The organism is Streptomyces sp. NPDC007991, assembly GCF_042958445.1.
Taxonomy (GTDB): domain Bacteria; phylum Actinomycetota; class Actinomycetes; order Streptomycetales; family Streptomycetaceae; genus Streptomyces.
On record NZ_JBIBJD010000005.1, the window covers coordinates 465,815 to 489,679 of the forward strand.

General features: G+C 72.0%; 25 protein-coding genes. 12 read left to right on the forward strand and 13 right to left on the reverse strand.

Annotation, left to right across the window (positions count from 1 at the left end):
* Window positions 1–91: 91 nt before the first annotated feature.
* A complete protein-coding gene (locus ACFZDA_RS16720) occupies window positions 92–1,237 on the reverse strand; it encodes a hypothetical protein (RefSeq protein WP_391081226.1) in 1,146 nt (381 codons plus the stop codon).
* Window positions 1,238–1,581: 344 nt separating this feature from the next.
* On the opposite strand from ACFZDA_RS16720, the gene ACFZDA_RS16725 reads away from it, so the two are divergent.
* From ACFZDA_RS16725 to ACFZDA_RS16750, 6 genes are all read left to right on the forward strand, one after another.
* Window positions 1,582–2,376: an LppX_LprAFG lipoprotein gene (locus tag ACFZDA_RS16725; RefSeq protein WP_391081229.1), complete on the forward strand. Its 795-nt coding sequence runs from the start codon at window positions 1,582–1,584 to the stop codon at window positions 2,374–2,376.
* A 298-nt stretch (window positions 2,377–2,674) separates the two neighbouring features.
* Window positions 2,675–3,079 (forward strand): hypothetical protein, encoded by a 405-nt coding sequence (locus tag ACFZDA_RS16730; protein ID WP_391081231.1) that lies wholly within the window; start codon window positions 2,675–2,677, stop codon window positions 3,077–3,079.
* Window positions 3,076–3,909, forward strand: a complete 834-nt coding sequence (locus tag ACFZDA_RS16735) for a hypothetical protein (RefSeq protein ID WP_391081234.1) — start codon at window positions 3,076–3,078, stop codon at window positions 3,907–3,909. The genes ACFZDA_RS16730 and ACFZDA_RS16735 overlap by 4 nt, the downstream gene beginning before the upstream one ends.
* A gap of 38 nt (window positions 3,910–3,947) precedes the next feature.
* Window positions 3,948–4,469, forward strand: a complete 522-nt coding sequence (locus ACFZDA_RS16740; protein WP_391081237.1) for a roadblock/LC7 domain-containing protein — start codon at window positions 3,948–3,950, stop codon at window positions 4,467–4,469.
* 64 nt (window positions 4,470–4,533) lie between these two features.
* The gene (locus ACFZDA_RS16745; RefSeq protein WP_010038159.1) at window positions 4,534–4,908 is read left to right on the forward strand and encodes a hypothetical protein; all 375 of its coding nucleotides are present in this window, start codon (window positions 4,534–4,536) and stop codon (window positions 4,906–4,908) included.
* 88 nt (window positions 4,909–4,996) lie between these two features.
* Window positions 4,997–6,499: an FAD-dependent monooxygenase gene (locus tag ACFZDA_RS16750; RefSeq protein WP_391081240.1), complete on the forward strand. Its 1,503-nt coding sequence runs from the start codon at window positions 4,997–4,999 to the stop codon at window positions 6,497–6,499.
* Here the strand turns inward: ACFZDA_RS16750 and ACFZDA_RS16755 are convergent.
* From ACFZDA_RS16755 to ACFZDA_RS16780, 6 genes are all read right to left on the reverse strand, one after another.
* On the reverse strand, window positions 6,496–7,470 hold the full coding sequence (locus ACFZDA_RS16755) for an alpha/beta fold hydrolase (RefSeq protein ID WP_391081243.1): 975 nt from the start codon (window positions 7,468–7,470) through the stop codon (window positions 6,496–6,498). The genes ACFZDA_RS16750 and ACFZDA_RS16755 overlap by 4 nt on opposite strands.
* A gap of 95 nt (window positions 7,471–7,565) precedes the next feature.
* Window positions 7,566–8,060, reverse strand: coding sequence for a lamin tail domain-containing protein (locus ACFZDA_RS16760; protein WP_391081246.1), 495 nt, complete (start codon window positions 8,058–8,060; stop codon window positions 7,566–7,568).
* A 144-nt stretch (window positions 8,061–8,204) separates the two neighbouring features.
* On the reverse strand, window positions 8,205–9,569 hold the full coding sequence (locus ACFZDA_RS16765) for an FAD-dependent oxidoreductase (protein WP_391081249.1): 1,365 nt from the start codon (window positions 9,567–9,569) through the stop codon (window positions 8,205–8,207).
* Window positions 9,570–9,707: 138 nt separating this feature from the next.
* Window positions 9,708–12,338, reverse strand: coding sequence for a SpoIIE family protein phosphatase (locus ACFZDA_RS16770; RefSeq protein ID WP_391081252.1), 2,631 nt, complete (start codon window positions 12,336–12,338; stop codon window positions 9,708–9,710).
* Between the two features lie 214 nt (window positions 12,339–12,552).
* Window positions 12,553–13,098: a hypothetical protein gene (locus tag ACFZDA_RS16775; RefSeq protein WP_391081255.1), complete on the reverse strand. Its 546-nt coding sequence runs from the start codon at window positions 13,096–13,098 to the stop codon at window positions 12,553–12,555.
* Between the two features lie 28 nt (window positions 13,099–13,126).
* Complete coding sequence (locus ACFZDA_RS16780; RefSeq protein WP_391081258.1) at window positions 13,127–13,729, reverse strand: ATP-binding protein; 603 nt, start codon at window positions 13,727–13,729, stop codon at window positions 13,127–13,129.
* 172 nt (window positions 13,730–13,901) lie between these two features.
* Between ACFZDA_RS16780 and ACFZDA_RS16785 the strand changes: the two genes are divergently transcribed.
* Window positions 13,902–14,132: a DUF397 domain-containing protein gene (locus ACFZDA_RS16785; RefSeq protein ID WP_037673508.1), complete on the forward strand. Its 231-nt coding sequence runs from the start codon at window positions 13,902–13,904 to the stop codon at window positions 14,130–14,132.
* 119 nt (window positions 14,133–14,251) lie between these two features.
* A complete protein-coding gene (locus ACFZDA_RS16790) occupies window positions 14,252–15,166 on the forward strand; it encodes a Scr1 family TA system antitoxin-like transcriptional regulator (RefSeq protein ID WP_391081262.1) in 915 nt (304 codons plus the stop codon).
* A gap of 51 nt (window positions 15,167–15,217) precedes the next feature.
* On the opposite strand, the gene ACFZDA_RS16795 is transcribed toward ACFZDA_RS16790, so the two are convergent.
* Window positions 15,218–16,045 carry an SAM-dependent methyltransferase gene (locus ACFZDA_RS16795; RefSeq protein ID WP_391081265.1) on the reverse strand — a complete coding sequence of 276 codons (828 nt, stop codon included), beginning with the start codon at window positions 16,043–16,045 and terminating at the stop codon, window positions 15,218–15,220.
* 157 nt (window positions 16,046–16,202) lie between these two features.
* On the opposite strand from ACFZDA_RS16795, the gene ACFZDA_RS16800 reads away from it, so the two are divergent.
* On the forward strand, window positions 16,203–16,391 hold the full coding sequence (locus ACFZDA_RS16800; protein WP_391081268.1) for a hypothetical protein: 189 nt from the start codon (window positions 16,203–16,205) through the stop codon (window positions 16,389–16,391).
* Here ACFZDA_RS16800 and ACFZDA_RS16805 read toward each other — a convergent pair.
* Window positions 16,385–17,116, reverse strand: coding sequence for a 2-oxoglutarate/malate transporter (locus ACFZDA_RS16805; RefSeq protein ID WP_391081271.1), 732 nt, complete (start codon window positions 17,114–17,116; stop codon window positions 16,385–16,387). The genes ACFZDA_RS16800 and ACFZDA_RS16805 overlap by 7 nt on opposite strands.
* 47 nt (window positions 17,117–17,163) lie before the next feature.
* Between ACFZDA_RS16805 and ACFZDA_RS16810 the strand changes: the two genes are divergently transcribed.
* The 3 genes from ACFZDA_RS16810 to ACFZDA_RS16820 are packed head-to-tail and all read left to right on the forward strand — an operon-like array spanning window position 17,164 to window position 18,293.
* The gene (locus tag ACFZDA_RS16810; protein ID WP_391081274.1) at window positions 17,164–17,790 is read left to right on the forward strand and encodes a TetR family transcriptional regulator; all 627 of its coding nucleotides are present in this window, start codon (window positions 17,164–17,166) and stop codon (window positions 17,788–17,790) included.
* A gap of 39 nt (window positions 17,791–17,829) precedes the next feature.
* Entirely contained in the window at window positions 17,830–17,967 is a 138-nt protein-coding gene (locus ACFZDA_RS16815; RefSeq protein ID WP_391081278.1) for a hypothetical protein, read from the forward strand.
* Window positions 17,964–18,293: a hypothetical protein gene (locus ACFZDA_RS16820; RefSeq protein ID WP_391081281.1), complete on the forward strand. Its 330-nt coding sequence runs from the start codon at window positions 17,964–17,966 to the stop codon at window positions 18,291–18,293. The genes ACFZDA_RS16815 and ACFZDA_RS16820 overlap by 4 nt, the downstream gene beginning before the upstream one ends.
* A gap of 10 nt (window positions 18,294–18,303) precedes the next feature.
* Here the strand turns inward: ACFZDA_RS16820 and ACFZDA_RS16825 are convergent, their stop codons facing one another.
* Genes ACFZDA_RS16825 through ACFZDA_RS16840 form a run of 4 tightly spaced genes read right to left on the reverse strand, consistent with a single transcriptional unit; the run spans window position 18,304 to window position 23,788 of the window.
* The gene (locus ACFZDA_RS16825; RefSeq protein WP_391081283.1) at window positions 18,304–19,305 is read right to left on the reverse strand and encodes an oligopeptide/dipeptide ABC transporter ATP-binding protein; all 1,002 of its coding nucleotides are present in this window, start codon (window positions 19,303–19,305) and stop codon (window positions 18,304–18,306) included.
* Entirely contained in the window at window positions 19,298–21,292 is a 1,995-nt protein-coding gene (locus ACFZDA_RS16830) for an oligopeptide/dipeptide ABC transporter ATP-binding protein (protein WP_391081285.1), read from the reverse strand. Before ACFZDA_RS16830 ends, ACFZDA_RS16825 begins: the two co-directional genes overlap by 8 nt.
* A 14-nt stretch (window positions 21,293–21,306) precedes the next feature.
* Window positions 21,307–22,233, reverse strand: coding sequence for an ABC transporter permease subunit (locus tag ACFZDA_RS16835; RefSeq protein WP_391081288.1), 927 nt, complete (start codon window positions 22,231–22,233; stop codon window positions 21,307–21,309).
* 13 nt (window positions 22,234–22,246) lie between these two features.
* Complete coding sequence (locus ACFZDA_RS16840) at window positions 22,247–23,788, reverse strand: ABC transporter substrate-binding protein (RefSeq protein WP_391081290.1); 1,542 nt, start codon at window positions 23,786–23,788, stop codon at window positions 22,247–22,249.
* Between the last annotated feature and the right edge of the window lie 77 nt (window positions 23,789–23,865).

Below are 23,865 nucleotides of genomic sequence, written 5' to 3' on the forward strand. Positions count from 1 at the left end.
CGTGGAGGACCTTCCCGGACGGGCCGTACTGCCGTACGGACCGCGTATCCACCAGACCACGACTGACACGTGCACCCCGTCAGGAACGCTCCTACTGCTCGTCGTGGGAGGGGGCCACCGGACGCTGGGACCTGCTCTTCAAGCGCTCGAACGTGCGTGTGAGCTGTTGCAGCGGAGACGTCGCGGGGGCGTCGGAGGGCTGCTGCCGCACGGGAGCGGCCTCGGCGGACTCCTGGTAGGCGACCAGGGCCTCGTGGGCGCGTTCGGCCGCCTCCCGGTACAGGTCACGGGACTTCGTCATGGCCTCCAGGGCCTCGGCGTACATCGCCACCAGACCGCGCTGGCGCTCCAGCTCCTCCTCGAGGGTCAGCAGGTGCCAGTCCTCCCGCAGCGCGGTGAGGGCGTCCGCGGCGCCGTCGGGGAGTGGTCTCGGCAGCGTGGCGTACCGCGTCACCGCGTCGACGAGGTCGGCCGGCTCCGAGCCGTCGAGGAAGACCGCGCGGACGGAGAAGTCCTCGGCGTCGTAACCGTCCGGCGCCGGGGTGCCGGGCAGCACCACCGCACCGCCGCGCGGTACCTCCACACCCGTGTCCCGCAGAGCCCAGTTGACCCCCCGCAGCTGCTGCGGCGCGGCGCGGTGTTCCACCACACGGTGCCGCAGCCCCGCCGGCAGCCACCGCACCACCGGCAGCCGGCCTCGCTCGTCGGTGGACATGGCCTCGTGGACGACGACATGGATGTGCCACCCGCCGGGCACCGCGTTCCGGAACAGGCGCCGTGTGTCCTTGTCGTCGCGGGGGAGCGGATTGATCTTCCGCAGGGACAGCTCCGCGGCGCCGTCCCGGTCCCAGGCGACGTCCGGCTCCTCCGGCCAGAACAGCGCGGCGGGCGACGGCCAGTCGTTGTTCCACGGCCGCTCGGCCTCCGCGACCAGGATCCACTCCTGCCCGCCGTCCGGCCCGGGCGTCACGCCGATCCGGGCCCGCACGGTCACCGTCTCCTCCACCCGCCAGCGGGCCTCGAAGACCCGCTCGGCCGGGGCGGCCTCGGTCCCGGCGCTGGTCCCGGCTTCGGTTCCGGCTTCGGGCAGTTCGAGAAAGTCGTCGATGGCCCGACTTCGCTTGCGCTGCTCCAGCGAGCGCCGGAGCACGTCTTCCGCGGTGCCTTCCGGATGGCGGCCGCGAGCCAGCCACACCGTGGCGGGAGTCATGGGGCGGACGGTGGGGGAAGTCGGCATGGGTCCAACTGTGAACGGGAGCAGGGGCGCCTGCCAGTATCGTCGCCGCAGGCCGACGGGCCCAACCCGGGGTCACACACGGGGTGTGCGCGCCGCGCGCACACCGGCGGATCACACTCGTGGCCCCACCGGCACCGGAGTCCCGACAATGGTCCGCACGAGCAGGGCCCGCCCACCATCCGCATCGGGGCGGGTCCTGCTCGCCCGCCGTCGGGCCTCCTGGGCGCCACCGATCTGCAGGGCGTCACGGCCGAAATCCTCGGGCCCCGTCACCGGTTTCGTGCGAAGATCTCCAGGCCCCTTCGGGCTCCACCCTGCCGCAGTAACGATTACTCGGAGCGTCCATGCGCCGCGCCCACCTCCTCTCCGTCGCCGTCCTGCTGCTCTGCACCGCCTGTTCCGGCGGTCCGGACCATGACTCGGGGAAAAGCGCGAAGGAGGACGTGGATCACGGGGCGGCCGTGCGCGCCGCCATCGAGAGGACGAGCGCGGACAGCGCCCGCGTGGACGAGAGGATCGAGCTGCGGTCCTCCGACAGCCCCGCGACGTACGTGTTCACGATCGCCGGTGCCTTCGACCCGGCGGACGACAGGGGCCGGCTGACGGTGAAGTTCGAGGACAGCGGCATGGACCCCGTCGAGGAGGTCTTCGTCGGCGACACCGTCTATGTGCGGGGCTCGCGGGCGGTGGACGGCAGCGAGTGGGCCTCGGCGGTCCGGAGCAAAGCCCTGACCCGCTATTTCCTGCGGGCGCCGCTGAACGACCCCGAGCACCTGCTCGGCCAGGTGAAGGCGATGCGGCAGGTGTCGAAGGAGGGCGAGGAGCAGGTGAACGGCACCCCTGCGGTGCACTACCGGGGCACGATCGACCACGCCACCGCGACGCTCCGGATGACCCCGGAGACGAAACAGGGGCTGGACGACCTGCGCGAGAAGCTGGGTGACGACATGCCCGTCTACGCGGACGTGTGGGTCGACGGGAAGGGGCGCGCCGTCCAGGTCCGGCTGTCCTGCTTCGGCGGTGTGAAGGCCATGACGACGATGACGCTGTCGGACTTCGGGACGCCGGTGAAGGCCGAGGCGCCGCCGGCCGAGGAGGTCGTCCCCGTGACGGCGGGCGAGGACGTCCTGCTGGCCTGAGCGGGGAGGTCGTCCGGCCTCGATGCCGTCAACGACGCCGTCGCGTACGCCCCCTCACACGGCGGCCCGTTCGACCGCACCGCCCTCGTCCCCGTGTGCGGTCGGGCCGCATGAACCTGGTTGCGCCGGGCGGGCAGCGTCCGGATCCTGCCCGCTTCGGATCGACCTCGTTCGCACCCGTACCCGGTCCACTGCACATTCCTTTGGAAAATGCCAAAGCCTTCACCTGGGCCGAGCACGTTCCGTAGTGTCGTGCTCACGTTCGCGGGAACGGCCGTGCAGGGGAGGGGGATTCGGCGTGCCCGGAATCGATGAGAGTCTGCTGGAGGCCATGCGGCTGCCCGGTGCGCGAGGGGCGGCGGTGGTCGACTGGATCAGCGGTCTCGCCCTGGGCGCGGTGGGTGAGGCGCCGGGCGGTGACCTGGAGGCGGCGGCCGCGGAGACCGCCGAACTCGCCCGCCTCGCCACGGAGAGCGGCGTGCTCGCCCCGGCCGGCGGCGACGCGGGCACAGCGTCCGGAAAGGAACCACCCGTACAGGATCTGATCATCACGAACACGGACTCGTACCACCTGCTCAGATTCGTCACCACGACCTTCGACAGCACCGTGTTCCTGCACTTGTGGCTCGACCGCCGCGAGGGCAACCTCGCCCTGGCCCGCATCCGGCTGGCCGAGATGGCGGACAGACTGGTGCTCGGATGATCACGCCGGCCCGGACCTCACGCACGGACGAACCGGCCTCGGCCCTGCTCGCCACCCTCGCCGCGCAGGGCGCGAGCGGCGCCCTGTCCACCGAGGCGGGGATGGTCTACCTGGTCGCGGGACACGTCGTGCACGTCGAATCCGCCCTCACCCCCGACCTCGGCGATCTGCTCACCCACAGCGGAGCGCTTCCCCCGGACGGCTGGTGGGGGGCCATCGACGAGGCCGGCCGCGACTGCCGTGTCGGCCGTCAGCTGGTGGACAGCGGCCACCTCGCAGCCGGGGCGCTCGAACTGTGCCACCTGGGCGCCCTCTTCGACGCGGCGTACTTCGTCCTCGCCCACGACGGACCGGCCCTCCGCTTCCGTCCCGGAGCCGCGCACTGGCTCGGCGCGGTCCGTTCCGTGCCGGTGGACAGCGTCCTGCGCGAGTCGAGACGCCGCCGCGAACTGCTGCACCGCATATGGCCCGAGCCCGCCATCGACCTCGCCCCGCTCGCCCGCGTGCCCGGCACCGACCCGGCGGACCTGCCGGCCCGCCGCAGCCGCACCCTCGCCCAGGTCGACGGTGTCCGCACCGCCGCCCAGATCGCCACCGCCCTCGCCTGCCGCACCTTCCACACCCTGGTCGAGCTGCGCCGCCTGGCCGCCGTCGGCCTGATCGCCCCCAAAGTCCCCGCCCCCGCCACTGCCTCTCCCCCTGCCCCCGCCACCGCCCTTGCCCCCGCACCCGTGTCCGCCGAGCCGGGCCCCGCCCCTCGTCCCACGGCACCGGACGAGCCCGACACCGCACTGCTGCGACGGCTCCTGCACGCCTTGGAGGCACTGTGATCCGCGCGCGACGACAGCGTGCCGAAAGGAGACTGCTCATGGCCGTCGAGACCGACGTCCTCGACGAACTGCGTCGGCTCCGCACCCGCATACCCCGGCTGACCGGTTCGCTCGCGGCCACCGTCGACGGACTCGTCCTCGCCCACGACGTCCCGGACACCGAACCGGAGGGACTCGCGGCGCTCACCGCCGCCGCTCTCGGCGTCGCCCACCGCATGACCGACGCCGCCGCCCGCGGCGACTTCCGCGAACTGCTGGTGCGCGGCTCCGGGGGCTACGTCGCCACCTACGCGGCCGGGACGACCGCCGTCCTCACCCTCCTCGCCGAGGACCGCGTCAACGTCGGCCGCCTCCACCTGGAGGGCCGGCGCGGCGGCGCCCGCATCGCGGACCTGGTGGCCACGCACGTCGGGCCGGGCACCGGCCGCCACGCCGACCGGCCCGCGCCCGCCGAACACCTCGCGGCAGCACCCCCGGCCACGGCCCGCCCCATCGGCACCCTCCCGGTACGCACGCCGCAGCGGCCCACCCACCAGCCGCGCCCGCAGACCGGCACCTGAGCCGACCGAACCACCGGAACCATCCGACCCACCGAAGAAACACCGAACGAAAGGAACCGCCCGCATGGCCAACACGGAGACCGCGCTGAAGGAATGCCTGAGCTCCATCGACGGAGCGACGGCCGTGGCACTCGTCGACTACACCAGCGGCATGGCGCTCGGCACCCTCGGCGGCAGCAAGGACTTCAACCTGGAAGTCGCCGCCGCCGGCAACACCGACGTCGTGCGGGCCAAGCTGCGCACCATGGAACTCCTGGGCCTGAAGGAGGAGATCGAGGACATCCTGATCACCCTCAACTCCCAGTACCACCTCATCCGGCTGCTCAAGGGACGCGGTGGCAGCGGACTGTTCCTGTACCTGGTGCTCGACGCGAGCCGCGCGAACCTGGCGATGGCCCGCCACCAGCTCCGCCGGATCGAAACCGACCTGGAGGTCTGAGCCGGCACCACCGGACGGGAGCCCTCCGCCACGGGCACGTCGCGGAGGGCCCCGGCACGGCCGGGAGGCGGCGCCTACGGTTGGTCCCATGACGGCACCCCTGGACGTGCTCGTGGTGGGCGCGGGCCCGACCGGACTCGCACTCGCGACACAGCTCCGCGCGTACGACACCCCGTTCCGGATCGTCGACCGCTCCCTGGACCGTGCCCGGGAGTCACGCGCCCCGGCCATCCAGCCCCGCACCCTGGAGATGCTGGCCGGGTTCGGCGTGACGGACGACCTGGTCGCCCGGGGGAACGCGTCGGTCCGGCTGCACCTGCACCTGCCCCGCCGCACGCTGCGCGTGCCGGTGTTCGACGTCGGCTGCGACGACACGCCGTACCCCTTCCTGCTCTTCCTCCCGCAGTCGGAGACGGAGGCGGTCCTCACGGCCGGTCTCGCCGCGCGGGACGTCACCGTCGAGCGGGGCACCGAGCTGGTGAGCGCCGAGCCGGAGGGCGAGTACGTCACCTGCCGCCTGCGCCGTGGGGAGGGTGGCGAGGAGACGGTGCGGGCGCGTTACGTCATCGGCTGCGACGGCGCCCACAGCACCGTGCGCGACCGGGCCGGCATCGCCTTTGAGGGGCACGCCTATCCCCAGACGTTCCTGCTGGCCGACCTGGAGGTCGACGGACTGGAGCCGGGCGCCGCACACACCTACATGACCGCCTCCGGCCTGCTGTTCTTCTTCCCGCTCGGCACCCCGGCCACCTGGCGGATGATCGCCATGCGCCCGCCGGGAGCCCGGTCCGACGAGGTGACACCGGACCTCCTCCAGCAGATCGCCGACGACTGGACGGCCGACCGGCTGACCTTGCGGGACCCGGTCTGGACGACGACGTTCCGCATCCACGACCGCGGCGCCGCCCACTACCGCAAGGGCCCGTTCTTCCTCGCGGGAGACGCCGCGCACATCCACAGCCCGGCCGGGGGACAGGGCATGAACACCGGCATCCAGGACGCGCTCAACCTGGGCTGGAAACTCGCCCACGTCTGCCGCGGGGCAGCGCCGGAGGAGTTGCTGGAGACCTATGAGGCGGAGCGGGCCCCGGTCGGCCACCGTGTACGGCGCCTCACCGACCGCGCGTTCACCGTCGGCACGAGCAGCCACCCGGCCCTGCGGCTGGCCCGGACACGCCTCGCCCCGCTCTTGGCTCCGCTGCTCCCGCGCGTGACCGGACCCCGCGAACGACTCTTCCGCACGGTGTCCGAGCTAGGCATCCACTACCGTCGCGGCCCCCTCTCCGCCACAGCACCGGACCGGCCGGCGCGCGGCCCCCGGGCGGGCGACCGGCTCCCCGATGTCCCCCGCGGCCTCCAGCAGCGCACCGCCGGCCCGGGCCACCACCTCCTGCTCACCGGATCCTGGCCCGAGATCCCGCCGCCGCACGACCTGGTCGACGTCCACCGCCTCGGCACGGAAAGCCCCTGGCCCGGCACCACCCACGCCCTCGTCCGACCCGACGGATACGTGGCTTATGTCGCCCGAGGCACCGACCTCACGGCCCTGGGCACCTATCTCGACCGCTGGCTGCCCAGCCCGAAAACCTAGGCCGGGAGACCTTTCAGCCACTCGGTCAGCAGCCGGTTGGTCTCGGCGGGACGCTCCTGCTGGAGGAAGTGGCCGCAGCCGTCGAGGATGTGAGAGGCCGTCAGTGCGGGCAGCGTGGTGGGGTACGCGGCGATCGCGTCGGACAGCCAGGTCGTGGACGCGTCCAGGCCGCCGCCGATGAACAGCGACGGCTGTGTGACGGGGGCGCCGGCGAAGTCCGCCAGGTCCTGCCAGTCGCGGTCCATGTTCCGGTAGCGGTTCAGGGCGCCGGTCAGGCCCGTGCGCTCGAACTCCCCGGCGTAGACGTCGAGATCGGCCTCGCTCAGCCAGTGCGGCAGCCGGCCCACGGGGAAGCGGTCGCGCAACCGGCCACCGCGCGCCACGAAATGCGGGTCGGCCTCCGGCATCGTGTCCGGGGACAGCGCCGCGTAGAAGCCCGCGAGCCAGCCACGCACATCGGGCTCGATCTCCGCCTCGGCCCGGCCGGGCTCCTGGAAGTAGGAGACGTAGAACTCCTCCTCGCCGCCCATCCGCGCGAAGACCTCACTGGGCCTCGGACCGCCGGGCGGGGTGTAGGGCACGCTCAGCAGCGCGACCGCGCGGAACACGTCCGGCCGGACCAGCGCGGACGTCGCGGCGATGGTCGCGCCCCAGTCGTGCCCGACGAGCACCGCGGACCGCTCGCCCAGCGCCTCCACGACGGCCACATGGTCGGCCACCAGTTCGAGCATCCGGTAGGCGTCCACCTCCGCGGGCCGGGATGAACGCCCGTAGCCGCGCACGTCGACGGCCACCGCGCGGTAGCCCGCGGCGGCCAGGGCCGGCAACTGGTGGCGCCAGGCGTACCAGGACTCGGGGAATCCGTGCAGGAGCAGGACCAGCGGCCCCTCACCCTGTTCGACGAGGTGAAGGCGGCCGGCCGGTGAAGGCACCAGGCGATGGGTGTGGTCGACGGCGGACGTCTGCGGCATGGATCCTCCCGCGTTCCGAAAGGGGCGCTCGGTCCATCGATCATGCAGCGCCCGCCGCGACGCACACCAAGCCTGTTGCCGGTTCGGCAAAAGGCTCAGCCGTGGAAGGTGATGTACCCGTTGCGGTCCTTGTCGGAGCCGCTCTGGGTGTACGAGTGCACGTCGGCGCGGCTGCCGGACGGCTTGTACACGTAGATCGTGTCCTTGTCGTTGTTCCACATGAAGTTGCAGTTGTCGCGGTACACGACGTTCCTCGCGTCGGAGTCGGTGCCGTTGCCGCCGCGCAGCTTCACGTAGTCACCCGGCTGAAGGGTGTGACTCGCGGTGAAGGTGAACCTGTTCCCCGCGGCGTCCTTCACGACGTACCCCTTGAGGTTCACCGTCGTCGACCGCGAGTAGTTCTTGATGGTCAGGTACTCCTCGTCGGTGTTCCCCGTCGAGCAGCGGTTGGAGTCCCTCCCGGGAGCGTCGTACTGGATACCGCGGATCTTCAGCGCGGAGTCGTACTCGGTGGCCTGGGCCGGAACCGCCGCCAGGGCGGTCAGTGTTCCGGCAGCGACGGCCGTGGCCGCGACAAGGCGTATGCGCATGGACGTTCGTCCCCCCTTGCATGGCCTTCTAGTGAAGGCGATGTGATGGTTCGGTGAAACGTCCAGATCGTACACGGTTCAAGCACGCATAAGGGCGGGTCCGGTGACCTTCCACCGGACCCGCCCTTCGGGGTGTATGTGAGCTCAGGCGCCGCTGGCCCGCAGCATGTCCGCACGCTCGACGATCTTCACGCGCTCGCGCCCCTCGGGCTCGCCCAGTGCCTTCTCCGCGGCGTCCAGCCGGTACCAGCCGTCCCACGTGGTGAAGCGGATGTTCCGCTCGGCGAGGAACGCGTCCACGGCCTCGAGGCCGGGGGAGGCAGGTGTGTGCAGTCGGCCGTTCGCGTAGTCGTCCAGCAGGTTGGCCACCGTCTCGTTCGCGTCGCCCTTGGTGTGGCCGATGAGGCCCACCGGGCCGCGCCGGATCCAGCCGGTGACGTACGTGGACTGCAGGTGCTCGCCGGTCTCCTGCACGACCCGGCCACCCTCGTCGGGGACGGTACCGGAGTCGAGGTCCCAGGGCAGCTTGGGGAGTTTGTCGGACAGGTAGCCGACGGCACGGTAGACGGCGTCGACGTCCCAGGTCTTGAACGTGCTCGTGCCCTTGACATTGCCGGTGCCGTCGAGTTCCGTGCGCTCGGTGCGCAGCCCGACGACCTTGCCGTCCGCGCCCAGGATCTCCACCGGCGACTCGAAGAAGTGCAGGAAGAGTTTGTGGGGCCGGTCGCCGACGTCCCGGATCGCCCAGTTCTCCAGGGTCTTGGCGACCATGTCGGCCTGCTTGTTGCCGCGCCGGGTCGCGATCGAGCCCTCGTCGTAGTCGATGTCCTCGGGGTCGACGATGACCTCGATGTTGGGGGAGTGGTCCAGCTCCCGCAGTTCCATCGGGCTGAACTTCGCCTGCGCCGGCCCGCGGCGGCCGAACACGTGGATCTCCTTGGCCCGGTTGGCCTTCAGGCCCTCGTAGACGTTCGGCGGGATCTCCGTCGGGAGCAACTCGTCCGCGGTCTTGGCGAGGACGCGCGCGATGTCGAGCGCGACGTTGCCGACGCCGAGCACGGCGACCTTCTCCGCCTCCAGCGGCCAGGTGCGCGGCACGTCCGGGTGGCCGTCGTACCAGGACACGAAGTCGGCGGCGCCGTAGGAGCCGTCGAGGTCGATGCCCGGGAGGGACAGCGCCCGGTCGGCCATCGCGCCCGTGGCGAAGATCACGCCGTCGTAGAACGCCCGCAGGTCATCCAGGCTGATGTCGGTGCCGTAGTCGACGTTGCCGAAGAGCCGGATCTGCGGCTTGTCGAGCACCTGGTGCAGGGCGGTGATGATGCCCTTGATCCGCGGGTGGTCGGGCGCGACGCCATAACGGATCAGTCCGAACGGCGCCGGCATGCGCTCGAAGATGTCGATGGACACGCCGGGTTCGGCGGCCACCTGGGACTTGAGCAGGGCGTCGGCGGCGTAGATCCCGGCGGGGCCGGATCCGACGATGGCTACCCGCAGGGGGCGGGGCATGGTCAGGTTCCCTTCGAGCGGCGACAAGTGATCTCGCCGTGAAGCCTAAACTGAGGCATGCCTAACTTGGTACGCGGGTCCGGTCTATGAGCTCATAAGGCGACTTTATGGCCGGGCGTAGGCGGCCTTATGGCCCGCTCACGGCAGTGGCTGCTCCGCCCAGATCACCTTCCCGGCGGGCAGATAGCGCGTCCCCCAGCGCTCGGCGAGCTGCGCGACCAGGAACAGCCCTCGCCCGCCCTCGTCCGTCATCGTCGCGTACCGCAGACGCGGCGACGTGCTGCTGCTGTCGGACACCTCGCAGATCAGGTTGCGGTCGCGCAGCACCCGGACATGGATGGGGCCGCCGCCGTACCGGAGCGCGTTGGTGACCAGCTCGCTCAGGATCAGCTCCGTGGTGAACGCCAGCTCGTCCAGCCCCCACTGCGCCAGCTGCCGGGAGACCGCCGCCCGTACCTCGCCCACGGCCGCCGGGTCGGCCGGTACCGGCCACTCGGCGACCCGGTCGGGGGTGAGTGCCCGGGTGCGCGCGACGATCAGGGCGATGTCGTCGCTGGAGCGGGCGGTGAGCTGCGAGTCGAGGACGGTGCGGCAGGTGTCCTCCGGGGACTGGCCGGACCGGCCCAGCGCCTCGCGCAGCATGTCGAGACCGACGTCGATGTCGCGCTCCCGGTCCTCGACCAGCCCATCGGTGTAGAGGACGAGGCGGCTGCCCTCCGCCAGCTCCAGCTCCGCCGTCTCGAACGGCAGACCGCCGAGCCCGAGCGGGGGACCGGCGGGCACGTCGGGGAACTCGACACTGCCGTCGGGATGGATCAGCGCCGGCGGCGGATGCCCGGCCCGTGCGACGGTGCAGCGCCGGGAGACGGGGTCGTACACGGCGTACAGACAGGTCGCGCCGGTGACCGGGGCGCTGCCCTCCTCCTCCGTCTCGTCCTGGTCGATACGGCCGACCAGCTCGTCCAGCAGGGCGATGAGTTCGTCGGGCGGCAGGTCGAGGGCGGAGAAGTTGTGCACCGCGGTGCGCAGTCGCCCCATGGTCGCCGCCGCGTGCAGCCCGTGGCCGACGACGTCCCCGACCACGAGCGCGACCCGGGCGCCCGACAGTGGCAGCACGTCGAACCAGTCGCCGCCCACCCCGGCCTGCGCGGGCAGATAACGGTAGGCGATCTCCAGGGCCTCCTGCTCGGGCAGGTTCCGCGGGAGCAGGCTGCGCTGGAGCGTCACCGCCATGCTGTGCTCGCGGGTGTAGCGGCGCGCGTTGTCGATGGAGACGGCGGCCCGCGCGACCAGCTCCTCCGCCAGGGTCAGCTCGTCCGTGTCGAAGGGCTCCGGCTTCTCGCAGCGCCAGAAGCTGACCACGCCGAGCAGCAGGGAGCCGGCCCGCAGCGGCACGGTGATCAGGGAGTGGATGCCGTACTCCACGACCTGCGCGGAGCGCTCGAGGTCCTGTGCCTGCCAGCCGGGGGCCTCGCTCAGCCGGGTTTCCAGGACGGGCCGGCCGGTGTCGAGGCTGCGGCCCTGCGGAGAGGACTCGACGAACCTGATGCGCTCGCCGACGGGGTAGAGGGGAGCGTCCTTGCGGACTCCGGTGAGCGCCGCACGGCTGAGCGCGGTCGCCGCGTCCGGCTGTCCGCCGCCCAGGACCGCGTCGAACAGGTCCACGGTGGCGAAGTCGGCGAACCGGGGCACCACCAGCTCGGTCAGCTCCTCGGCCGTACGGGTCACGTCCAGGCTCGTCCCGATGCCCACCCCGGCGTCGTACAGCATGTTGAGCCGTTCCCGCGCGGTCTCGGCCCGGCCGGACAGGGCGCGCAGCTCGGTGGAGTCGCGGAGCGTGGCGACACTGCCGGGCGGGACGCCCGCACGGTCGGTGGTGCGCTGGTTCACGGCGAGGAGCCGGTCCCCGACGAGGTGCACCTCGTCCGTGGCGTCGCGCCCGGAGGCCAGCAGCTCGGCGGTGCCGGGGTCGAGCCCCAGGCTGAGCACGTGCCGGCCCTCGGCGTCGGCGGGCAGGCCGAGCAGCCGGTGCGCCTCGTCGTTGGCGAGCAGCAGGGTGCCCCCGTCGTCGACGATGAGCACGCCCTCCCGGACGGCGTGCAGCACGGCGTCGTGATGTTCGTACATCCGGGTCATCTCGTGCGGACCGAGCCCGTGCGTCTGGCGCATCAGCCGCCGGCTCACCAGCGCCGCACCCGCCGTCGCCAGGGCGAGCGCGGCCGCCGCGGCGGACAGCACGAGCGGCAGCTGACGGTCGGCGGTCCCGCCGACGTGCTCGGTCGTGATCCCCGCGGACACCAGGCCCACCACCCGCCCGTCCGGTGCCTTCACCGGAACCACGGCCTGCACCAGGTGGCCGATGGTGCCGTCGATCTCCTCGGTCACCGTCCCTCCGGCCAGCGCGGGCGCGATGGCCCCCACGAACTTCTTGCCGATGCGGTCCGGCTTGGGGTGGGTGTAGCGGATCCCGTCGGTGTTCATGACGACGATGAAGTCGACCTTCGACTGCTCACGGGCGGCCTCGGCGCGCGGCTGGAGCACCGCCGTGGGGTCGGGACTCTTCAGCGCCCCGACCATGCCCGGCGCGTTGGCGAAGGTCTCGGCGACGGCGAGGGAACGGTTGCGGGCTTCCTGGGTCGTGTCGTGCCGCACTTGCAGGACCAGCGCCACGACGGCCGCCACCACCAGCAGCAGCACGATCACCACGACGAGCAGGAACACCTGTCCGGCGACGCTGCGTCCGCCCAGCGCCGACCGCAGCCCCGCCATCGGATGCCACCGCGACGCGCCCGGCTCCCGCCGCCGCCGAGCAAACGGCGCAGCGCCGGGCCGCAGGGGCGATCGAGTCGCGGATCGACCCAAGAGTCGGACCATGTGCCATGTCTACACTGCCCGGCCGCGCGAGGCGAGGGGCGTCACCCATGGTGACAGGGGGCCCTCACCGTTTCGTCACGACTCTGGGCGCCGCGGCACCCGAATACCGTCAGGCACCCAGGGACCGGGCGAGCTCCGTCGTGGCCCGGGCGATCTCCGTGTTCTCGTCGGCCATCAGCCGGCCGAGCTCGGCGCGCCGGGCCCGCACCGCCTGGCGGGCCGCGCGCTCCCACACCACCGGGTTCTCCCGGTGGTTCAGCAGCTTCGGGTAGACGGCGGCGGTGCTCTCCCACTGCCGGGCGTCGGCGATGCTCTTGAGCAGCTGGATGATCTGGGCACGGCAGGTCACCTGCGGCAGCTTCGCCAGCTCCCACAGGAAGGGAACCGTGGCGGCCGTCGCCTGCTCCACGACGAAGCCGAACTGGCAGATCCGCCTCCGCAGGTCCTCAAGGGCTGAGCGGGCCGTGTCGGCGTCACCCCAGGCGATGTCGTTGAGCAGGAGGGGGATGGCCGCCGCCGAACCGGTGGAGTCCTGGATGTCGCCCCAGGACACTCGGTCCAGGGCCGTGAGCGGCGTGGTCGTGGCGACCCCGGACGGGGCGTCGGGGCGCTGGGGGCGCTCGCTGCTCGGGTGTTCCGTCGAAGCGCTGCGCATGGCTAGGGGCCTTTCCGCGGCAGTCGTGTCAGATGGGTGGACAGGTCGACAACCTGGCCCAGACCGTCTTGCCCGCCGGAGGGCAGGGCGTCCAGCCCCACTCCTCGGACAGGGCGTCGACGATGCCCAGGCCCCTGCCGTGCTCCGCCAGGGCGGGACCGGTCGGGGCGTACACGGGCGGGTGGTCGTCGGGGTCGGAGACGGTGACCAGCAGGTGCGTGGGGTCCAGCAGGAATCCGAGCCGGATCTCCGGCGCGGCCGGCGCACCGGTCGCGCCCGCCGTCCCCGGCGCCGCGTGCGTCGCGGCGTTGGCGGCGAGTTCGGTGATGACGAGGGTCGTGTCGTCGCAGCGGTGGTCGAGTGACCAGAAATGCAGCGTGTCGCGGGTGAAGGACCGGGCGCGCGCGAACCCTTCCCTGCTGCACTCGACGCGCAGGGCGGCCGAGGCGGACCGGGCCCCGGAGGGCTGCGGCATCGTCTCCGGCAGCGGGGGCGGGGTCCCGTACGGCAGCGCCTCGTACGGCGGCACCGCGGGCGGGCCGGGCGGGAAACCGGTGCTCGTGGCGGGTGCGACCGCGTGTGCCGCAGCCTCGCTGGGCGGCCGGAGCACGTGGTGCACAGCTGATGACACGGCAGCTCCCCGATGCGAGGTCAGGACGCGGCGTCGGCAAAGGGGTTGACGCCGCGGCTATTATCCACGCTGACGGCGGTCGCGTGCAATTGCACGCGAAATTGCGTGAGAATCAAGCCGTGTTGGGTACGCAAGCCGTGACGTGAACCAGAGCAGCAGCAAGGAGACCGCGGTGCCACCAGTGCAGAACGGAGTGCAGGCAAGCTCGTTGGACGCCTGCTGGATCAAGAGCCGGCACAGCAACGCCGAGGGAAACTGCGTCGAAGTCGCCCCTCTCGTCGACGGCGGGATCGCGATGCGCAACTCCCGTGACCCCGACGGGCCCGCGCTCGTCTACACGGCGGCGGAGGTGGCGGCGTTCCTGGCCGGGGCGAAGGACGGCGAGTTCGACCACCTGCTGTGAAGCCCGCGCGGTGAGTGGAGCCCAACTTGCCACTTTCGTGGGGCAACCGAGGGATGCGGGCACGCCCGGCTGAGTGCGATAGTGTAAATCGCCCTTGTGCCGGTCTGCTGGGAGTCAGGATGTCCGCCGCGTCGCATCGCATCTCCCGTCTGGAACCCTACCTGGACAGGCCAGAGCCTGCGCCGACTCTGCTGAAGATGCTGGTCGGCGTGCAACTGGCGGGCTTCCGTGAGGACGCCGGGCTCGCCCAGGACCAGGCGGCGCGCGCTGTCGGCTTCAGTGCCGCGAAACTGTCCCGCATCGAGTCCGGCAAGGGCCGCCGCCCGCCGACGGAGAACGACGTCCGCGCGCTGCTCAGTCTGTACGGCACCGACGCCTACGAGGCCTCGGTGCTGCTCAAGCTGTTGCAGCGCGCCGGCGACCCGGGCTGGTGGCAGCGGTACGACAAGCGGCTGATGCCCGAGTGGTTCGACCGGCTGGTCGGACTCCAGGAGGCCGCCGCCACGATCCGTACCTTCGAGATCCAGTACGTACCCGGCCTGTTGCAGACACCCGCCTACACCAAGGCCGTGGTGGAGCGGGGCCTGCCGAACGCTCCGGCCGGTGAGGTGGAGCGGCGCGTCGAACTCCGCCGGCACCGGGCAAGGTTGCTGTTCCGGCCGGACGCGCCGCAGCTGTGGGCGGTCATCGACGAGTCCGTGCTGCTGCGCGTCCTGGGCAGCATCGAGGTGATGCGGGAGCAGCTCGCGCACCTCGTGGAGATGGCCGAACGCCCCAACGTGACCCTGCAGATCGTCCCGCTGAACGTCACGAACGCCTCGGCGCCGGCCATCCCCATCACGTATCTGCGCTTCGGCGGCCTCGACCTGCCCGACGTGGTCTATCTGGAGCACATCAAGAGCGCGAACTTCCTCGAGGACCGCGACGAGACGGAGGAGTACCGGATCGCGCTGGACCGCCTCGCGGACGAGGCGCTCAAGCCCCGTGACTCCCTCGAACTGCTGCGCAGGACGATGGAGCAGCGCTACGCCTGACGCGCGAATGCCGTGCGCGGGACGACCCGTGTTCCGCGCGCGGCACCTGCGTCACTTCTCCAGCGGGATCCGCCCCACACCGCCGAACTCGATCCACTCGTGCGTGAGCTGACGGGGCGCCACCTCGGTGTCCGGACGCCACTTGGACACCTCCACCAGCCCCGGCTCCAGGATCTCCAGACCGTCGAAGTAGGCGGCGACGTCCTTCTCCTCACGCACACGGCCCCAGTGCCCCTGGGTCGCCTGGTCCATGAAGTTCGTGACGAAGGCACGGACCTCCGGGTCCTCGCTGACCAACTGGCACATCACCATGAAACTGCCGGGCGCGAGCCGCTCCCGGACCCGGCGGGCCACCGCGAGCGGCCCGTGGGTGTCGCTGTCCGGGATGCAGTGGAACACCGAGTTGAACAGCACGCACACCGGCTCGGAGAAGTCGATCAGCCGCATGGTGTCGGGGTGGTCGAAGATCAGGTCGGTCTCGCGCATGTCCGCGTGGATGACGCTGGTGCGCTCGTCCTGCTCCAGCAGCGCCCGGCCGTGGACCAGCACCATCGGGTCGTTGTCGACGTACACCACGTGGGTCGTGGGGTCGATGCGCTGGGCGACCTGGTGCACGTTGTCCCGCGTCGGCAGGCCGGATCCGTGGTCGAGGTACTGCCGGATGCCGTAGTCCTCGGACAGCGTCCGCACGACCCGCTGGAGGAAGCGCCGGTTGTTCAGGGCCAGGCGGCGCGTGCTGGGCACGACCTTGTCGAGTTCCTCGCACGCGGCACGGTCGGCCGCGTAGTTGTCCTTGCCGCCCAGGTAGTAGTCGTACATGCGCGCTGCCGTCGGCACGTTCGCGTCGATCTCGGTGGACAACTGCTTCTCGGAGTGCATCGTTCCCCCTGCGTGGTGCCGCGCCAACGGACTGGCTGGACAGGAAGTACATCCTAGAGAGGGGGAGTTGGCCGCTGCCAGCCCAGTGGCGAAGGTGCCCACGGTCGAACGCCCGGGTGTTCGCCTCCCACGACGGTGTGTGCCCTCTGGGATGTGTGTGTACTCAGCCGGCACCCTCACCAACGAGTGCCTGCTCCGGACGGGCAAGACCGCCGAGGCGGCGCTCGTGGCCCAGCAGCTCAAGACGGCGACCGCGCCGGCCGGCGTCCCGATCCGGGCGTGGTGCCTGTGCCGCCCGGGCACCGCGCCGCCCGGTCCTCAGCCGGCCGACGGGTGCTGTCACTGAACGGCGGCCCGGCGGGCCCACGGCCGGTGTGCGCGCATCAGGACGACGCCGTACACGACGATCCACACCACCCACATCAGCCAGCCGACGAGGCCCAGCAGACCGAGCGGGCCGGTCCGGTCCATGACCAGCGGGGCGAGCGCGGCCGAGCCGAACAGCAGCACCGCCGCCACCAGCCCCCATCTGCCGTGCCACGGCCGGATCAGCCCTGCGCGCAGGCCGCCGACGGACAAGCCGACGAGCGCGAGCGCCAGGAAGGTGCCGTTGAGGGTGAACAGGGCGTCGTGCAGCGCCCAGAGGCTCGGGTCCGCGCCGATACCGTCCGCGGCCGTCGACGCGAGCGCCAGCCGGATCGCGATGACCCCGGCGAACACGGCGTTCTGCAGGACCAGACCGGCGAACCCGAGCAGGGCCCACGCCTCGCCCCGGTCCCGCTCGGACCGCCACAGCACACGAAGTGCTCCGGCGCCGAACAGCGTGGCCAGGATCCAGGCCGGGGGCGTGAGCGCGGAGCCCAGGCCGACCAGGTCCCCGTGCGCGTGGAAGAACCCGTCCACCTCTGCGATCCCGGCACCCGTGCGCGGCAGACCGGCCGGGACCAGGACCACGTTCCCGGCGACGATGAGGAAGGCGAAGCCCAGGGCGGCGAGACCGCTGATCCGCGCGAAGTCCGGGGCGGGAATCATGGCGGCCGGGGCAGCACCCGGTTGCTGTTTACGTGTCATATATTGATTATAAGCAGCGTTAAGTGAACGAAGGGAAGGGCCGGGGCATGAGCGAGGAGCCGGGGCGGCGGCGGTACGACTCATTGCGCCGTACGGCGCAGGCGCAGCAGACCCGCGCGGAGATCGCCCGCGCCGCGCTGGAGCTGTTCGTCTCCCACGGGTGGACGGCCACGACGGTGCGGGACGTGGCGCGCGAGGCGGGCGTGTCCGTGCCCACCGTCTACGCGGCGTACGGGAACAAGACGGGACTGACCCGCGCGCTGGCCGACGCGGCCGATCTCTCGGCCGACGTACCGCAGTTGATCGCGGAACTGGAGTCACCCACCACGGACCCCGCCCGGCAACTCGCCGCGATGGCGCGCTACGACCGGCGCCTGTACGAACGCGCCGGTGACGTCATCACGCTGGTGCGGGAAGCGGGCCGCTCGGAGCCGGAGCTGGCCACGCTCTACCAGGACAGCCGCGTCCGCGGCGACCAGACCCGGGTGCAGGTCTTCTCCTCCTGGCCGGCCGGCGTCCTGCGCCCCGGCCTCGACGTGCCGTCCGCGGTCGACGTCTACGCGGCGCTCTGCAACATCGACGCCTACACCGTGCTGACCGGCGAACGCGGGTGGACGCCCGACCGAGTGGAGCAGTGGTGGTGCGCGGCGCTGGTGCGGGAGCTCCTGAACTGACCGGATCCCGGAAGGTCCGCCGCCCGGGGCGGGACGAGGATGGCAGAACAAGCCGGGCTGACCTACCGCCGGTTGGAGGCGAACGCGGAACGGCGCGGGGACGTGCTCGCGCGCAGCACCGTCGCCGACGCGCTGCGCCGGGATTCCCCGCCGCGGGCTGAGGTGGTCGCCGCGTGAACCCCGTCCCGGTCGCCGGCCGAGTCGGAAGCCGGCGAACCCTCGCCGCCACCGCCACCGCCGTGCTGCTGCTCGCCGCTGTGGGAGCCTGGGCGCTGCTGCCCGGCGAGGACGGTCAGGACGCCGAGGACGGTGAGAGGGACGCGGCGGTGCGGGCGGCCGGGGCCGCGCCGCACCTCCCTTCCTCCCCGGCCTCCGCCGTGACCACGGGTGCCGACGGCCAGGCGCCAGGGCCGTCCACGATCCGGCCCGCCCTGGCCACCCGGCTGTGCGTCACCGAGGGCCACGACCGCGACCAGGAGTTCTTGGTGGATGCCGTCGACTGACACCGTTCCGTCACACCGTCACCGGCGGTGTCTCCTCCAGGGGGAAGTGGCACGCCGCGCCGTGCACGGGCCCCGGGGGCGGCGGCGCGGGGACCTCCTCGGCGCACAGGTCCCGCACCCGCCGGCACCGGGTCCGGAACCGGCATCCGGACGGCGGGTCGGCCGGTGAGGGGATCTCACCGGTGAGCAGGATGCGCCGGCGTGTGCGTCCGCCGCCGGCCACGGGGGCGGGGGCCGCCGACAGCAGCGCCTCCGTGTACGGGTGGCGCGGCCGCTCGTAGACCTCCTCCGTCGGGCCCGTCTCCACGATCTTGCCGAGGTACATCACGGCGACCCGGTCGGCGAGGTGCCGCACCACGGACAGGTCGTGCGAGATGAACACGTACGACAGTCCCAGCTCGTCCCGCAGGTCGCACAGGAGGTTGAGCACCTGCGCCTGCACCGACAGATCCAGCGCGGAGACGGGTTCGTCGCAGACGATCACCTCCGGCTCCAGCGCCAGGGCGCGGGCGATGCCGATCCGCTGCCGCTGGCCACCGGAGAACTCATGCGGGTGACGGCTCGCGTCCGACGGGCGCAGGCCGACCATGTCCAGCAGCCCGGCCACGCGGGCCGCACGCTTCGACGCGGGGACGAGACCGCGGTGGGTCAGCCAGGGCTCGCCGATCAGATCCGCCGCGCACAGACGGGGGTTGAGCGAACCGAACGGGTCCTGGAACACCATCTGCACCTTCCGGCGCCAGGCGAGCAGCTCCGCACCCGACAACGCGAAGGGGTCGACTCCCTCGTACCGCACGGTGCCCGCGTCGGGCCGCTCCAGCCGCAGCAGGACCCTGGCCAGCGTGGACTTGCCGCAGCCGGACTCGCCGACCAGACCCAGGGTTTCCCCGCGTCCCAGCGTCAGGTCCACGCCGTCCAGTGCCCGCAGCCGGGTGCCGCCTCGCACGGTCCGCCGGACCGTGAAGCTCTTGGCCAGGCCGGTGGCCTCCAGCAGTGCCGCGTGCTCAGGCATCGGCCAGCTCCTTCCCGAAGTGGCAGGCGGCGGCCCGGCCGGCTCCGGTGCCGGTCAGCGCCGGACGGTGGGTGGCGCAGCGCTCCCGGGCCATGGGACAGCGCGTACGGAAGGCACAGCCGGCCGGCAGCGCGCCCGGGTCCGGCGGGCTCCCCGGGATGGAACTCAGCCGGGAGCCCCGGTGCTGCTCGGCCGGTACGGAGGCCAACAGGCCCTGGGTGTAGGGGTGGTGGGGCTTGCCGAACACCTCGGCGACCGGCCCGGTCTCCACCACCGTCCCGGCGTACATGACGGCGACCCGGTCCGCGTGCTCGGCGGCGAGCCCGAGGTCGTGCGTGATGAGGACGAGCGCCGTGCGCTGTTCGCCGCGCAACTCGCCGAGCAGGTCCATGATCTGCGCCTGCACGGTGACGTCGAGTGCCGTCGTGGGCTCGTCGGCGATGAGGACCCGTGGCCGCAGGGCGACGGCCGTCGCGATCAGCAGCCGCTGACGCATACCACCGGAGAACTGGTGCGGATAGGCGTCCGCCCGGGAGCGGGCCTCCGGGATGCCCACGCGTTCCATCAGCTCCACCGCCCTGGCCCTCGCGGCGCGCCGGGACGCGCCCTCGTGGATGCGGAACGGCTCGGCGAGCTGGGTGCCGACCGTGAGGACGGGGTTGAGCGCGCTGAGCGCGTCCTGGAAGACCATGGCCACACCGGGGCCGGCCAGCCGGCGTCTGGCCCGGGCGCCCAGCCCGAGCAGGTCCTCGCCGTCGAGGCGCACCTGCCCGCCCACCACCTCCGCGACCGGATCGAGCAGGCCGGCGACGGCGTGCGCGGTCATGCTCTTGCCGCAGCCCGACTCGCCCAGCAGCGCCAGCGTCTCGCCCGACCGCACGGAGAAGCCGACTTGGCGGACGACGTGGACGGGCCCGGCCGGGGTGTGGACGTCGACGGACAGGTCGTCCACGACCAGGACGTCGGCCGCCGTGGCCCGTGCGGGGCCGCTGGGACGCCCGCCGCCGGGAGCGGTGGCCGGTTCCGGCCCGGCGACGGCGGAGCCACGCGTTGCCGGGCGCGGCCGGCGAGCACGCCACCCCCTTTGCCGGACCCCCTCCCGCCACCGCTGCCCCGGGTCGGTCGTCATCCGCGCCCAGGAGGCGAGCACGGTCGCCGAGACGGTCGTCAGGACGATCGCGAGCCCCGGGAACAGCGCGATCCACCACGCGCTCTGCAACTCCTGCCGCCCCTGGGACACCATCAACCCCCAGCTCACATCGGGCGGTTGGATGCCGATGCCCAGGAAGCTCAGTGACGACTCGGCCAGCATCACGAAGCAGAAGTCGAGCGCGGCGACGGTGAGCAGCGTCGGCAGCACACTCGGCGCGACATGGCGCCGGATGGATGCCCAACTGCCCGTGCCGAACGTCCGGGCCGCGTCCACGAACAGCCGGCTGCGCAACTCCGCCGCCTCGGCCCGGGCCGTGCGCAGGTACACGGGGATCCGGGCGACGGCCAGCACCAGCACGATGCTCGCCGCGCTCGGCGAGAAGACGTACAGCACCACCACGGCCAGCAGCAGGGAGGGGAAGCTGAGGATCACATCGGCCACCCGCAGCGACACGTTCTCACGCCAACCGCCGTGATATCCCGCCCACATGCCCCACACCGAGCCGATCACCAGCGAGCACAGCACGGCGGGCACCGCCACGGCCAGTGTCGTCCCGGCCGCGGTCAGCAGCCGCGCGGCGACGGGCCGACCGAGGGAGTCGCTGCCCAGAACGAAGGCCCAGCCGTGGTCGAGACTGAAGGGCGGCCGACCCGGGGCGCGCAGATTCTGACGGGTCGCCAGGTCGCCGGCCAGCAGCGGTCCCAGGACGGCGCACAGCGCGACCAGGACCAGGACGAGGGCGGCCGCGCAGGCGAACCGGTCCCGGAGCAGCAGGGCGAACCACCGGCGCCGTACGGTCGTGGCGCCCGGCTCGGTCGTGGCTTTCTGAAGCATGTCCCGTCCTTGGCTCATGCCGCCGCCCGCTGCCGTACCCGTGGGTCGACGAGCGCGTGGCAGAGGTCCACCAGGATGTTGAGGGCGAAGATCGCCAGAGCGGTCAGGAGCACGGCCGCCTGAAGCACCGCGAAGTCGCGCTGGAGCACCGAGTCGATCATGAGTTTGCCGATACCGGGCCAGCCGAAGATCGTCTCGACGACGACGGCCCCGTTGACCAGCCCCACGGCCAGATCGCCCGCGACGGTCAGCGCCGGTGCGGCCGCGTTGCGCAGGGCGTGCCCGAAGACCACCCGGGGCTCGGAGGCTCCCTTGGCGCGGGCCACCTTCACGTACGGGGCGGACAGCGCGGAGACCATGGCGCCCCGCACCACCTGGACCAGCACGCCGAACGGCCGGATCAGCAGCGTGGCCACGGGCAGCACCCAGGCCGCAGCGCCGCTCGTGCCGGAGGTGGGCAGCCAGCCCAGGGTGACCGCGAAGACCAGCACGCCCATGATGGCGATCCAGAAGTCGGGGACGCTGGCGGCCGTGGAGGACAGGAAGCTCGCGATCCGGTCGGTCGCCGAGTTCGGGCGGTAGGCCGCGAGGCTGCCGATGACGACGGCGCCCACGATGGCGAGCAGCATCGTCCAGCCGGCGAGCTGGAGGGTGGCGGGGAAGGCCCGCAGGACCGCTTCGCCCGCCGGCTGGGCGGTGCGCAGCGACTCCCCGAAGTCGAGGTGGGCGACCTGGCCGAGGTAGTCGCCGAACTGGGTGATCAGCGGGTCGTCCAGGCCGTTGCGGGCGGCGAACTCGGCCCGCATCTCGGGTGTCGCGCTCAGCGGCAGATACAGGTTGGCGGGGTCGCCGGTGAGGCGGGCCAGGAAGAACACGCCGAGCACCACCACGAGCAGCGGAACGACGCTGGAGACCGCGCGGCGGCGCAGCAGGGTCAGCACGTGATGTCCTCCCTCAGTCCGCGCGCCGCATGCCGGCGAGCCGCATCTCGTCGTTGGTGGCCGGGTCGGGCCGGTAGCGGACCTTGGGGGAGAGGGCCAGCAGGCCGGTCATGTTGGCCATGACGGCGTCCCGTACGACCTTGTCGTTCTGGTGGGCGAACGCGTCCGCGAACGCCTCCTGCCGTTTCCCGCCCGAGGCGAGCTCGGCCTGTTCGATGAGCGTGTCGAGCGCGGCGGTGCCGTAGCTGCTCTGGGCGCCCTCGCTGCCGTAGATCTGCCCCATGGTGAACGCGGCGTCCCCCGCCTGGTTGCCGTGCTGTGCCTGGAGCAGGGTGGGGCCGGTGTCGCCGGCGGGGAAGGGGCGCAGCAGGTACTCCAGCCAGGCGTTGACGTCGAGCATCTTGATCCTGACCTTCAACCCGGCCTTGATCAGGCCGTCCTGGACGACCTCCATCGCCTCGGCGGCCTTCGGGTAGATGCCGTTGCGGCCGATGATGGTGAGCGTGGTGTCGGTGCGGACTCCGTCGGCGCGGGCCTCGGCGACCAGCTTCCGGGCGCGTTCCGGGTCGTAGGGCCACGGCCGCAGGCGCGGGTTGTGGCCGGTGACGCCCTTCGCCACGAGCTGCCCGGTGGGCCGGCCGGCGAAGACAGCCGTGACCAGACCCTCCCGGTCGATGGCGTAGTTGACGGCCTGCCGGATGCGGATGTCGTTCAAGGGCGGCTTGGTGGCGTCCATCCGCAGGTACGAGACCTCGTTGGTGGCGAACTCCACGGCCCGGTCGCCCGCCCCGTCCTCCGGCGCGAGCCCGATCGCGACATCCGCCTCGTTGTTCGTCACCATCGCCGCGCGCACACTGCCCTCGGCGCGCCAGACATACGTGGCGGCGGCGAAGTCGGGGGCCTCGCCCCAGTAGCCGGGGAAGCGCTTGAGCCGCAGATACCGGCCCTGGTTCCACTCGTCGATCCGGTAGGGGCCCGTGCCGACCGGCTCGCGGACCCGGGAGTCGGGGTCGGTGCTCGTCGGCACGATCTCGACGAAGGACAGGCGCAGCGGCAGGATCGGGTCGGGCTTCGCCGTGGTGACCCGGAGCGTGGTGTCGTCGACGGGTGTGGCGGTGAGCTCGCTGTCCGCGAAGATGTAGCCGTCGACGTTGCAGTCGATCCCCGAGTCCGTGGCGCGCTTGACGGAGAACGCGGCCGCTGCCGCGGTGAAGGGCGAGCCGTCGTGGAAGGTGACACCCTCGCGGAGGGTGAAGGTCCACGAAGTGGCCGAGTCGCGGGTCCACTTGGTGGCGAGGGCGGGTTGCAGGCGTCCGGTGGTCGGTTCGCGCTCGGTGAGAGCCTCCGTGATGTTGGCGCGTGTCACCCGGCCCGTCGCCGTCAGCGAGGCGTCACACGGTTCGAGCGTCGGCGGTTCCTCGGGCAGGACGATGCGCAGGGTGTCCGGGCCGCCTCCGATGGGATCGGCACCGGCCACCGAGCAGCCGGAGACCGCGAGCAGGACGGCGAGGGACGCGACGATCGGACGACTGCGGGATGAGCGTGGACCGGTCACTGTGCCTCCGCGTTCACTCGCGTACACAACAGAGAACGTCGTTTAGATATGTGGACGATCGGTGGGCGATCATTATT